We start from the raw sequence: 12,982 nt of genomic DNA, 5'->3' as shown, positions 1-12,982 counted from the left end.
GACGGCGGCGGTCGAGCGCACACCGCATCAGTTCCCCCGTCGACGCCCGGACGGTCGGTGTCCGGGTCAAGCAGTGCGCTTGCGACTCCTGATGCTCAAGTGCTCAACACACCTTGTTGCGCGGCGAGTTGACCCAGCAAGGCGTCTTCCGGCCAGGCAAAGAGAAGGTTTCGTGAAGGTCAACTCCCCGCCTTCGCACACCCTGCCCGCGCGCCCCCGACAGGTGGTGCACAGCTTCCCCACAGAGGGTGACGGGCCGTCGGACGGTCCGGGCCCGGACGACAGCGGCCACCTGGGAGGCAGCGCCCCGCCCGCCCGGCGCGCGGATCCGGGGTCCCCGAGTCCTCCTCGACTCGTACACAATCCACGGTGGCCGGTTCCGTCGGGATGCGTGTCTCCCGGGCGGCGTACGGCGTTGTCAGTGGCCTCCCCTAGAGTTCCCGTCACTTGATCACTGCGCATGCGGGGAGGCATGTATGGGGTGGGTTGCGGCCGGCGACTACGAGGTCGCTCTCGACGGCGGGAAAGTGGTGTGCCGCAATGCGGCCGGGCGCCGGCTGAAGTCCGTGCCCGCCAAACTCGGTGACGATCCGGCGGTCGTGGGGCTGAGGCAGCTCGCCGAGTGGCTGGAGCGGCACGAGCGGCAGTGCCTGACCGACGTCGAGCGGTGGATGGTCCGCTCGCTTCCGGTGCCGTTCGCCGTCATCGCCCGCGTGTGGCCGGACCCCGCCTGGCAGGCCGCGCTGCGCGACGTGGTCGTGACCGGGGACGACGGACAGGTCGCCGGCTTCCTGCGGGACGCCGACCCCGAGCGCGGCCTGGGTCTCGTCGACCTCGACGGCGACACCGTCCGTATCTCTCCCGGACTCGTCCGCATCCCGCACCCGGTCCTCCTGGACGACCTGGAGGAACTGCGCGAGTTCGCCGTCGAGCTGGGCGTCGAGCAGCGGGCGGGACAGCTCTTCCGCGAGGTCTGGCACCGCCCGGCCGGCGTGGACGCCGAGGGCACGCAGGTGGAGGAGTACGCGGGCGGCTCGTACAAGGAACTGCGCTTCCTGCACGCCAGGGTCACCCAGCTCGGATACCGGGTGCGCGGCGGACACGCCGTGTGTTCGGTCCTGGAGGACGGCCGCGGCACCGAGGCCCGTGTCTGGGTCGGCGACTACGACGGCTACGAGGAGACCGAGACCGGGTCGCTGGTGTGGTCCGACCCCGCCGGGCGCGTGCTGAAGCTCGGTCAGGTCGGGCCGGTCGCCTGGTCGGAGGGCATGCGCATGGCGGCGGCGCTGTACGCCGGGCGGGACATCCAGGACGAGGAGCAGGCGGCATGACGGTCATCACCGGGTACGACGAGACCACCACGGCCACGCTGCTGGACGCCGGTGCCGTACTGCCCCCGGGCAGCACCGCGCGCGAGGACGCCGACGGCCTCACCGTCCGCACCTACACACACCCCGCCCTGGACGGCCGTCAGGTGGTCCGCCTGGTGCCGGGCACCCTCGGCGAGGCCGAGGACCTGGCGCTGGAGTTCCTGGGCCTCGCCCGCGAGCCGGAGGTGCCCGAGGTCGGGCAGGTACGCAAGGAGACGCTGGGCTTCCCGGCCTGGGCGCTGGTGAACGACCCGGCCAACGGGCACCACGCGCTCGCCCTGGTCAAGGACGTCGAGCGGCTCGCCCGGCAGGCCAAGTCCCGCCCCGGCACCGCCAAGGAGGGCTTCGAGGCGCTCGGCGAGCAGCTCGGCCGGGCCGTGCCGCACTTCCTGCCGACCTTCCACGAGCAGGCCGCACGGGTCTTCCTGCAGCACGAGAACACCACCTACGCGGCCGCCTTCTTCGGCAAGGCCCGCGAGGCCGAGCGGGTGCACGCGCTCGCCGTGGACGAGGAGCGGCAGCGGGCCGTCTTCCTGGAGTTCGCCTTCGCCGGAGCGCTGACCGTCAAGGCCCTCAAGGAACACGTGAAGGACCTGGCCCGGCGCCTCGACCCGGCCGCCGCGTGGGCGCAGTTCCGGCAGCTGACGGTCGAGCGGTGCGCGGCCGGCATGCCGCCGTACGCCTCGCTTCCGCAGGACGCACGCGGGCTGATCAAGGCGGCCGGCCTGGACCGGGCGACCGAGGAGTGCGCCCTGGTCGCCGACCTGCTGGCCTCCCCCGCCGCCGTCCGGGCGCCCGCGTCCTTCTGGAACTCCTTCCGCACGGTCCTGCCGGTCCTCGCGGAGCGGCAGCCGGCCGTGCGGGCGCGTCTGCTGGAGATCATGCCGGCCGGGCTGGGCCGGGAGGTCCAGGACGACGAGTTCTGGCTGGCGCTGCTCGCCGAGTGCGGGGCCGAGCGGCTGCTGACCGAGCAGGCGGCGGCCGAGGAGTACGAGGTCGATCCCGCGGACTGGCTGAGCCGCTGGGCGCTCTTCCGCAAGCACGGCGGGTCCTGGTCGCACCGCTCGCCGGGCACGCTGGCGCTCGTCGAGCGGATGGCTCCGGGGCTGCGTGCCGCCGGGCGGGCGGTCGACCTGTTCACCGGCCGCTGGCACGCGGGCGCCGACCTCGACCTGCTGGACCTGTGCGTGGCCGAGGGCGTCCCGCTCACCGTGCCCGGCCCCGACGTGAACGTGTACCTGGCGCTCACCGAGTGGCTGAAGGACACCCGGGCCGGCCGCCGCGACCTGGTGGCCGTCGCGGCCGACCCGCGCCTGCGGCGCCTGCTGCACCAGGCCGTCGAGCCGGTGGGCAAGGACTCCCGCAGTTCCGGCCTGCTGAAAACGGCCGCCGCCCATCCCGTGCTGTCCGTGGTGCTGCGCGAGTGGCTGGACGAGGCCGCCGGGGAGTTCACTCGCGCGGTGGGCCTGCCCCGCGCCCGTGCCGCGCTCGACCGGCTGCGCCCCTTCCGCACGGTCGCCTCCGAGGCCGGTCCCGACGCCGTCGCCCGCGTCGCCGGACACGCGGTGGCGCCGCTGCTCGGCCGCACCCTGCGCGCCGGGATCCTGGACGAACTGGGCTGGGCCGCCCTGGACGAGGCGCTGGAGCTGCTCGACGCCGGGACCAGGAAGGACAAGGACGACACGCTGACGCTGCACGAGGCGTGGCCCGCACTGATCGTGGTGCGCGGGCACAAGGCGATCGTGGTCGGCCCGGACGGGATCCTCCTCGAACACGACCTGCGGCTCCCCCAGGAGCTGGACCGCTGGCAGCGCCCCCGGTTCCGGTACGTGGACGGGGAGCTGCTGGTGATGTGGCGGCAGGGCCGCACGCAGCACGGCTACTGGTCGGCCCGCCCCACCGAGGTGGTGGAGCTGGGCGGCGAGCAGCTCTCGTCCTGGTGGTCGGGCAACGAGACGGACACCGCCTCCGTCCCGCTGCCGGGCGGCGGGCGCGCGACCGGCGGCCGCACCCTGCACGCGGGCGACACGGTCCTGCCCCCGAGCCGCGCCGTCATCGGCGACGGCACCACGTACTGGCGTCAGGGCAGGCAGGGCCTGGAGACGGTCTGGCTCGAGTACGACCCGGCCACCGGCACGCACGGCCGTGCCTCCCTGCCCGCACTGCTGCGCGCCGGGATCCGCGACGAGTCGTCCCTGCTGCCCGGTTTCTGCGAGGTGCTGCCGCTCCGACCGGGGCTCAAGGACAGTCCGTTCGGCACCGACGGGACGGTGCTCGGCCGGTGGGTGCGCGTGGAGGGCAAGGGCGCCGACGCCCGCAGGACCGCCGGTACGCCCGACGGGCGGACGGTCTCCATGCCCGCGTCCTACGGCGGTCGGACCGGCTCGGCGCCGCTCGGCGCCCTGCGGCTGCCCGGCGGGGCCGAGCCCGTGGCCGCGCAGATGATCCGGCAGGTCGGCCTGTTCGCCTCCGACGACACCTCCGCGGACGGCGAACTGGGCCGGGTGACGCCGAACGAGCGCGGCAGCGAGTTCGCCGCCGGAACCCGGCTGGTGCCGCCCCTGCCCTTCTGGCATGCGCTGCGCCCCCGCGACGAGCAGGGCTCGGCCGTGCTGCGCGCCCTGACCGACGAACAGGCGGCCGAGCTGCTGCGGGTCACGGCGCTGGCGCTGGAAGGGCGGCGGCAGGCGCTGGAGCGGGCCGGATCGGACGAGGCCGCCAAGGCCGCGGTGCCGTCCGCGGACCACGTCGCCCTCGGAGCCGTCGCCCTCGCCCTGCCCGGCTGCACCGACGGCCGGCTGCTCACGGGTGTCACCTCCCTGGTGCAGGTGACGCTGCGCCTCACCGATGCGGCCACCACGTTCGCGAATCCGCCCCAGGAGCGGCCGCAGAAGGCCGCCGGGGACGAGGAGATGTTTGCCGACCACCGGCCCCGGCACGGCGACGACCGCACCCTGAGCAACGCGCTGTCCGGGGTGGTCGGCCTGTACGGCGGGTGGTACGGGGAGCGGTGGAGCGTGCTGCGCCAGATCCGGGCGGTGAACCACGTGCTGTCCGGCGAGACCGCCGAGGGCAGGCGACTGCCCGACCTGGAGCAGCTCGCCGCGCTGGGCGACGGCTGGCTCAGCGACGAGCGCACCGTCCCCGGCATCGGCACGGTCTGGCCGCCCGCGCTGGGCGTCCTGCGGGCGCTCGCCCACCGGGCCGCCTCGCCCGCCCTGTCCGATGCCCGGCGGGAGCCGCTGCTCCTGCTGCTGGAGGCGGTCGCCGAAGGGCCGCTGGCGGCGGCCGGCGGCAACCTGCGCGAGATCGTGCTGAACGAGCCGCACGACAAGCAGCAGCGGGCCGGCCAGGTGCTGCGCCGCGACGGCCGTACCGTCGTGATCCTCGGCTGCCAGAGCATCGACAGCGAGCGGGACCGGGTGCGCTGGCTGGCTCTGGACCACGATCCTTCCGGTGCGTTCGGCGCGATCGCCCACTTCGCGCTGGAGAGCGAGGTCCGGCACGACACGGGGATCTCCGCCGAAGACCTCGCCACCGTCACCCGGCTCATCCGGGACAAGGGCGCCGCTCCCTGGCGGCCCGAGGCACCCGAGGCGCTGGTGGCGGCGACGGACGGCGGGCTCGGTCCGCTGCAGGCCGCCGTCCTGCTGGCCGGCCTGCCGCAGTCGCCCGGCGCGGAGGAACTGGCCGTGCTCGGACTCAAGCCCCGGCAGTGCGAGTTCGCCGTCTCCCGGGTCAACGCCCTGGAACAGGAGGAACGCAACGCCCTCCTCGGCGCCCTGCTGCCCGCGGACCCCGCCGACCTGTGGACCACCGGACCGGACACCGCGGCCGCCGGCCGGGGCTGGGCCGAGCGTCTCGGCTCGCTCGTCCGCGTACCGGAGGAACTCGCCGCCGACCTGGCCGGGACGGGCGCCGGATACGCCGAGGACGTGCTCAACCCGTCCCGCACCCCCTGGCTCTCCCGCACCACGGTCCTGCGGCCGGACAAGGACGGCAACCTCGCCTGGGCGGACCCCGGCGCGATCCCCGGCCGGCGCGAGCTGGCTGCCGCCGTGAACGACCTGACCGCGCTGGCCTACGTCCTGCCGTACGGCCACCCGTTGCGCACGTACCTGCCCGAGGGGCTGGCCGCCCTGCGCCGCCGGATGACCGATCCGGAGCTGCTGCTCGACCTGGACGTCGAGTGGACGGAGAAGAGCGGCTCGACCGCCGTCGAACTGCGCAGGACGCACGGCCTCCCGGAGACGGGGGGCGCCGACGCGCACGGTCTCACCCGGGTCGGCGAGGCGCTCGTCCTGCGCCCCTGGTACCGCGACACGGAGACGGTCCTGGTGCGCCCGGCCGCGCTCACCGGCCCCGACGACACCGTGTTCGGGCTGCTGGAAGGCCTGGTCGGCGGTGCGCGCGGCCACGGGCTGCGCATGCTGCGCACGCTCCTGGGCGAGGACCTGGCCCGGGCGGTCGAGGCCGGCGTCGGCACCGAGGGTCCCTCGGGATACGCGCAGGACCCGACCGTCACCGTGCCCGCGCTCGTCACCGAAGCCGCCGCGGCACACGGGCTGGGCGAGGACGCGGCAGCGCTCTACCTCATGCTGCTGGCCCTGCCCGACCCGACGGACCGCAACTGCGCACGCTGGACCGGCTGGAAGCCCGCCCGCATGAAGAAGGCCCGTGCGGAGCTGGCCGCGACGGACCTGGTCGTGGAGGCCAAGCGGCCGCGCGCGGGACGGACCCTGTTCCTGCCCTGCGGCTGGCGCGAGCTGAAGTCGCCCGCGCTGCCGGTGGAGATCTGGAAGGAGGGCCTGTACCCGGTCCTCGACCGCCGGCGCGCCCTGCCCCTGGTGCCGGTGCCCGAGCTGTTCGCCCGTGCCTGGGAGCGCGTCCGCACCGGGGACGCCCCGGCCTACGAGAAGCTGACCACCCGGGCGACGCGCAGGGGGCGGCGCCGATGATCCTCTCCTCACCGACCACCACCCGCACCACCCCGAAGGGCACCTGCCGATGACCACCGTCCTCGTTCCCGACGCGACCCGTCAGATCGTCCCGCCCGAGGACCGGTACGCCACCGAACTGGCCTTCCTCGCCGCCCACGACGCCGGTCCGCGCCCGCCCGCGTGGCGGCTCACGCCCCGGGCCGTCGTCACCTTCGTGATGGGCAGCGGCGGGCAGGCGCTGCGCCTGACCGAGGACGCCGAGGTGCCGGACGGGGTGCCGCGGCGCCTGGTGGTGGAGGGCAAGTTCGTCGGCGACCGGGCGCTGGTGGAGCGGTGTGTCGTCACACTCGCCGGTGAGCGGGGTCTGCTCCTCGTCGGCGAGCCCGGCACCGCCAAGTCCATGCTGTCCGAGCTGCTGTCCACGGCCGTCTGCGGAACCAGCGGCCTGGTGGTGCAGGGCACGGCGGGAACGACCGAGGACCAGCTCAAGTACGGCTGGAACTACGCCCTGTTGCTCGCGCAGGGCCCCAGCCGGCAGGCGCTGGTGCCGTCGCCGGTGCTGACCGCGATGTCCCGGGGTGCGATCGCCCGGGTCGAGGAGGTCACCCGCTGTCTGCCGGAGGTGCAGGACGCCCTGGTGTCGCTGCTGTCGGAGCGGCGGATCGCGATACCCGAACTGGCGGGCGGCGAGGACGCTCTGGCGCACGCGGCGCCCGGGTTCAACCTCATCGCCACCGCCAACCTGCGGGACAAGGGCGTCTCGGAGATGTCCGCAGCGCTCAAGCGCCGCTTCAACTTCGAGACCGTGGGCCCCATTCCGGACCTCGACGCCGAGACGGCGCTGGTGCGCAGCCAGGCCAGGGCGTCGGTGGAGCGGGCCGGGGCACCCTTCCAGGTCGACGACGCCGTGCTGGAGGCTCTGGTCACCGCTTTCCGGGACCTGCGGGAGGGGCGGTCGACGGAGGGCTGGGAGGTGGAGCGGCCCTCCACCGTGATGAGCACCGCAGAGGCCGTTTCCGTCGCCGGAGCGCTGGGACTGGCCGCGGCGTACTTCCCCGGTGACCGCGACGTCCTCGACCTGCTCCCGGGCCATCTCCTCGGTGTCGTGCGCAAGGACGACCCGGCGGATGCGGCCCGGCTGCGCGGCTACTGGGACGGTCCCGTCCGGCGCCGCGCCGAGCAGGGCTCCGCCACCTGGCGGACCCTGTGGGACCTGCGCACGGTCCTGGAGGGCTGACGGCCGTGCTCCACCCTTCTCCCGAGGCCGCCGCCCTGGCCCTCACCGACCCGGCGGCGCCGTACCTCATCGGCGTACGGCACCACGCGCCGTCCCTGGCCGCGGCCGTACCGGCGCTGCTGGAGGCGGCGAAGCCGGACGTCCTGCTCGTCGAACTCCCCGCCGAACTGCAGGACTGGCTGCCGTGGCTCGCCCACGAGGAGACCCGGGCACCGGTCGCCCTCGCCGCCGCACCCCGCGACGGAGGCGGGGGCCCGGCGTTCTATCCCTTCGCCGACTTCTCACCGGAACTGGTGGCGGTGCGGTGGGCGGCACGGCACGGCGTACCCGTCGTCGCCTGCGACCTGCCGCTCGCGGACCGGGCGTGGGGCGGGGAGGAACCCGAGGAGCCCGCCGGCCACGGGAACCCGGCGGCTGAGGGGTCCCTCGCCGGACTGGGCGCCGCCCTGCGCTCCCGCCTCACCGGACGCCCGGGTGACGACCTCTGGGACCGGCTGGTCGAGGCCACCGCCCCGGGTTCGTCACCGGAGGCCCTGCGGCGGGCCGCACTGCTCACGGGGTGGGCGCTGCGCGAGGATGCGGCGGGCTCGGGCGGGGTGCCGGAGCTGGACCTGCGGCGGGAGCGGTGGATGCGGTCGTGTCTCGCCGGGGCCACCGCGCACGGGGAGCGGGCCGCCGTCCTGGTGGGCGCCTTCCACGCGCCGGCACTGCTGGCACCGGCCGACGGCGGCACGTCCGGCCGGCCCGCCGCCGCGGCCTCGCCCTGGACGACCTCCCTCATTCCGTACACCTACGCCCTCCTCGACGAGCGCTCCGGCTATCCCGCCGGGATCCGGGACCCCGAGTGGCAGCACCGGGTGCTCGGCGCCGCCGGCGATCCGGCCGCGCTGGAGGACGTGCTGACCGGTGCGGCCGTACGGGTGTGCGCCGAGCTGCGGGCGCTCGGGCATCCTTCGGGGCCGCCCGACGCGCGGGAGATCGTGCGGCTCGCCGGCGATCTGGCCCGGCTGCGGGGGTTGCCCGCGGCCGGGCGGGGCGAGTTGGTGGAGGCCGTGCAGACGGTGCTCGCGCAGGGCGAGCCGTACGGGCGGGGGCGCGCCGTCGCCCGGGCGATGGAGAAGGTGCTCGTCGGTACGCGCGCAGGCCGGCCGGCACCGGACGCGCCGCGCAGCGGGCTCGCTCCGGCGGTCGAGGCGGAGCTGGCCGCGCTGGGCCTGCCCGGCCCGGCGGAATCCGGCCCCGGCACCGCCCGCGATCTGCGTCTCGACCCGCTCCGCTCCGAGCTGGACCGCGGCCGCGAACTCCTGCTGCGCCGCCTGACGGTGTGCGCGGTGCCGTACGCGGAGCCCAAGGAGGTCGCCGGCGTGGGCGGCGCCGAGGCGCTGACGTCCCGCTGGGAGGTGCGCTGGACGCCCGCGACGGCGGCGATGCTGGCCGCGGCGGGCGTCCGGGGCGTCACCCCGGCCCAGGCCGCCGAGGGTCTGCTGCGGGAGCGGCGGCGCACGGAGCAGGACGAGGGCGGGTCCACCGCGGCGCAGGCCCTGCACGGCCTGGAGCAGGCGGCGCAGTGCGGACTGACAGGCCTGACGGACGAACGGCTCGACGACCTGGCCGAGGTGCTGCCGGGCTCCGGCACGCTGCCCGAACTCCTCGCCGGGCTGGCCCTGCTGGACCGGTTGCGGTCCGGTCACATCGCGGGACTGCCGGCCGACGAGGATCGTACGGCACGGGCCGCGGCCGTGGCCGAGCTGCTCACCGCCGCCGCCGTACGCCAGGTGGACGGCCTCACCGGTTCGGAGGACCCGGCCGACGCGCACGCCCTGCTGGAACTCGCCCACCGGGCCGACCTGCTGGGAGGCATCCGGCTCACCGACGCGCTGGCCCGGCTGGCCGCCGACGGTTCCCCGCTGATGCGCGGCGCCGCGGGTGCCGTACGCGTGCTGCTCGGGCACGAGGATCCGCGGGGCTTCGGCGACCGGGTGGCGTCCTGGGTGGACGGCGCCTGCGATCCCGGGTCCCGGTCCGCGCTGACCGCGCGGCTCGCGGGACTGCTGACCGCGGCGGGCCAGTTGCTGGAGTCGGCGGCGCCCGCGCTGGAGCCGCTGCTGGGGCGGGTGTCGGAGCTGTCCGACCGGGACTTCCTGGACCGGCTGCCCGCGCTGCGGGGCGGCTTCGACACGCTCAGCCCGGCCGCCCGCGACCGGCTCCTGTCCGCCGTCGAGGAGCGCCTGGACGAGCGCAGTCTGGCCGACACCGGCGCCGTCGACCCCGGCGCGCTGGCCGCCTGGACCCGTGCCGACCTCGCCGCCCGCGAGGCCCTCGGTGCCTGGGGGCTCCTGCCGCCGCCCCGGCAGCCGGAGGCCGCCCCGGCCACGGCCGACGGACCGGCCGACCCCGCATCCGGCGCGGATCACCGGCTCGCCCCGGCCGACCGCTGGCGCCTCGTACTGGGCCGCCGAACCGACCAGCTGCCCGACTCCGCACGCCCGTTGGCGACCGCGCTCGACGAGCTGTACGGCAGCGGACGCGGCGAGGGCAGCCGGGGCGACCTCACCGGTGCGGGGCGCGCTGGCGGCCGGGAGGCGTCCTATCCCGGGGTGCGGGAATGGTCCGAGGAGCTGGCGGCGCTCTTCGGCCCGGGCATCCGGGAGGAGGTTCTGGCGGCCGCCGCCGCGACGGGCCGGCCGGACGTGTTCGCGGAACTCGACCCCGACGCCGCACGGCCCTCGGTCGATCTGCTCCGCTCGGTGCTCCGGCACGCGGGCGGGCTGCCGGAGGCCCGGCTGGCCGCGCTGCGTCCGCTCGTCCGCCGCCTGGTCGACGCGCTGACCCGGCAGCTGGCCACACGGCTGCGCCCGGCGCTGCACGGCACCGCCCTGCCGCGCCCCAGCCGCCGTCCCGGCGGTGGACTCGACCTGCCCCGCACGCTGCGGGCGAACCTGGCGACCGCGCGCCGCGCTCCGGACGGCACGGTCCAGGTCATCCCGGAGCGTCCGGTCTTCCGCGCCCGGGCCCGAAGGGCCGCCGACTGGCGTCTGGTCCTCGTCACCGACGTGTCGGGGTCCATGGAGGCGTCCACGGTCTGGGCAGCGCTCACGGCGTCCGTGCTCGCCGGGGTGCCCACCCTGTCCACGCACTTCCTGGCCTTCTCCACCGAGGTCATCGACCTGACCGACCATGTCGAGGACCCGCTGTCGCTGCTGCTCGAGGTCAGCGTGGGCGGCGGCACCCACATCGCGGCCGGGCTGCGGCACGCCCGCGAACTGGTCACCGTGCCCTCGCGGACGCTCGTCGTGGTCGTCAGCGACTTCGAGGAGGGCTACCCCCTCGGCGGGCTGCTCGGCGAGGTCCGCGCCCTGGTCGGTGCCGGCTGTCACGTCCTCGGATGCGCGAGCCTGGACGACGCCGGCCGGCCCCGGTACTCCACCGGGGTCGCGAGCCGACTGGTCGCCGCCGGGATGCCGGTGGCCGCCCTCAGTCCGCTCGAACTCGCCCGCTGGGTAGGGGAGAAGATCGCATGAACCAGGATCTCGAGAGCGAGCAGCGCGGGAGCACGGCGCTGCCTCCGGTCGCCCCTGCTGTGACCGCCGAACTCGTCGCGGCTCTCTCGCCCCGGCTGCGCAAGCGGCTCGACGCGGGCGTCGCCAAGCTGGCGGAGCGCCCGGTCGTCCGGGACGGCGACACCGTACGGATCGCCGTCGACGACAGCACCGACGTCGAACTCCACGCCCCCGGCGGCGCGGTGACCAGCACCGGGGCCATCCGCTGCGGCTGCCTGCTGGCACCCGACTGTCTGCACCGCGCCGCGGCGGCGTCGGCGGCACCGATCGCGGAACCGGACGTCGAAGGGGTCGCCGAAGCGGAAGCCGAAGGGATCGCCGAACGGGAAGCCGAACCGGGCGCGGAACCGTCGCCCGAACCGCGCGCCGAACGGGCGACAGACCCGAACGCGGAACCGGCGGCAGAACCGGGCACGGCTGCCGACTCCGGTGCGGGGCAGACCAGTTCATCAGAGGGACCGGCGGACGGGACGGGAGCCGGACCCGAACCCGAACGGGCCACACCCGAGCAGTGCGCCGCCGCTCGTGCCGTCCACGCCGCCGCGACCGCCGTGCTCGAATCCGGTACGGACGGCTCCGGAGCGGTGCTCCAGGCGGAACTGCTGCGCGCCGCGCACACGGCACGCCTCGCGGGTCTCCCGAGGGCCGCCGCCACGGCGGTCTCCGTGGTGACCGCGCTGCGCGCCGCCCGCTCCGCCGACCCGGCCCACCGCCTCGCCGACCTCGTCACCGCGCTGCGCGACGCCCTGTCGGCGGCCCACCGCATCCCGCACGCCGTCGGTCCGGAACTGACCGAGCTGCGCGGCACCGTGCGGCAGCCGTACCGCCCGGACGGCTCGCTGCGGCTGTACGGCCTGTTCTCCGAGCCGGTGCTCACGGCGAGCGGGTACGCGGGCGCCGTCACCTGGACCGCCGACGCCGCGGGCCGCCTGTACCAGGTGTCGGACGTGGCACCGGGCGGCGCCGGCCGGGCGGTGGGCGCGGCCGACCGGGCCGTACGCGTCGGCGACACGGCTCTGACCCACCGGGAACTGTCCCGGGCCGGGCTCGCGGTGTCGGGGGCGACGGTCTCCCCGACGGGCCGGCTCGGCGCGGGCGCGGGGGTGCGGGCGGTCCGCGCGTCCGGTGCCGACTGGCGTGCGGAGCCCCTGGACCGGCTCTGGTCGGTGCCGGTCACCGACCAGGTGTCCCGTGCCTTGAGCGGGGGCCACGACCTGCTCTTCCTGGACGTCACCCTCACGGGCACGGTCCGGGAGGCGGCGGGCGACAGTCTGCTCGCCGACTGCGGGGGCGTCCCGTTGCGGCTGACCGCCGCGCACGACCACCCGGCGCTCCCCCACCGCGACAACCTCCGCCTGCTCGCCGCCGCCCGCGGCAGCCGGCTCCGGGTCGTGGCCCGGCTCGTCCCGGCCCCGCATCCCAGGGCCCAACTGCTGGCGACCGAGCACCCCACCATCTCCGGCACCCGCGTCGACGCCGGCCTGGACCGGCTGCTCCGAGCCGACCTGCCCACCTCCCCGACGCCGGTGGCCGCGGTGCCCACGCCCGACGAGGCTCCGGTGCACCTGCTGCGCCGGCGCGTGCACCAGGCGGCCTCGGGCGGCCGGCTCGTGCTGTCCTTCCCCGGGAACACGGCGGCCGACGTCCGGCGGCTCAGCCGGCACGGTCTGGCGACGGCGGGGGACCTCGTGGACGAACTCCACGCGGCCGCGGCGGAGCGGTCCCGCGATGTCTTCGGCCGGCTGCTCCCCGCGGACACCGGCCGGTTCGCCCGGGCCTGGCTGGCCGCGGCCCGCTACACCGACGAGGTCGACCGCGCGCTGTGCGCGGCGGCCTGGGGTGCCTGAGGCGGGCGGACCGGGCGGGGAGGCGGCC

The 12,982-nt window shown here is 76.0% G+C and carries 5 protein-coding genes; all 5 read left to right on the top strand.

Annotation, left to right across the window (positions count from 1 at the left end; translation table 11 throughout):
• The first annotated feature begins 476 nt into the window (after window positions 1-476).
• Genes AC07DS_RS14320 through AC07DS_RS14300 form a run of 5 tightly spaced genes read left to right on the top strand, consistent with a single transcriptional unit; the run spans window position 477 to window position 12,954 of the window.
• Window positions 477-1,331: a DUF4132 domain-containing protein gene (locus tag AC07DS_RS14320; protein ID WP_479145137.1), complete on the top strand. Its 855-nt coding sequence runs from the start codon at window positions 477-479 to the stop codon at window positions 1,329-1,331.
• Window positions 1,328-6,328: a hypothetical protein gene (locus AC07DS_RS14315; protein ID WP_479145135.1), complete on the top strand. Its 5,001-nt coding sequence runs from the start codon at window positions 1,328-1,330 to the stop codon at window positions 6,326-6,328. The genes AC07DS_RS14320 and AC07DS_RS14315 overlap by 4 nt, the downstream gene beginning before the upstream one ends.
• A 49-nt stretch (window positions 6,329-6,377) precedes the next feature.
• Entirely contained in the window at window positions 6,378-7,547 is a 1,170-nt protein-coding gene (locus AC07DS_RS14310) for an ATP-binding protein (RefSeq protein WP_479145133.1), read from the top strand.
• Between the two features lie 5 nt (window positions 7,548-7,552).
• Window positions 7,553-11,068 carry a DUF5682 family protein gene (locus tag AC07DS_RS14305; protein WP_479145131.1) on the top strand — a complete coding sequence of 1,172 codons (3,516 nt, stop codon included), beginning with the start codon at window positions 7,553-7,555 and terminating at the stop codon, window positions 11,066-11,068.
• Entirely contained in the window at window positions 11,065-12,954 is a 1,890-nt protein-coding gene (locus AC07DS_RS14300) for a hypothetical protein (protein ID WP_479145129.1), read from the top strand. The genes AC07DS_RS14305 and AC07DS_RS14300 overlap by 4 nt, the downstream gene beginning before the upstream one ends.
• Window positions 12,955-12,982: the final 28 nt, after the last annotated feature.

The sequence above is a fragment of the Streptomyces sp. NPDC044064 genome (assembly GCF_056434245.1).
Note: the sequence above shows the minus strand (reverse complement) of the source record. Positions and strands in the feature narration are given on the sequence as shown.

What these genes read in the sequence shown, in the direction of transcription:
- AC07DS_RS14300 (WP_479145129.1), top strand. Translation starts at nt 11,065, where the DNA reads ATGAACCAGGATCTCGAGAGCGAGCAGCGCGGGAGCACGGCGCTGCCT.
- AC07DS_RS14310 (WP_479145133.1), top strand. Translation starts at nt 6,378, where the DNA reads ATGACCACCGTCCTCGTTCCCGACGCGACCCGTCAGATCGTCCCGCCC.
- AC07DS_RS14315 (WP_479145135.1), top strand. Translation starts at nt 1,328, where the DNA reads ATGACGGTCATCACCGGGTACGACGAGACCACCACGGCCACGCTGCTG.
- AC07DS_RS14320 (WP_479145137.1), top strand. Translation starts at nt 477, where the DNA reads ATGGGGTGGGTTGCGGCCGGCGACTACGAGGTCGCTCTCGACGGCGGG.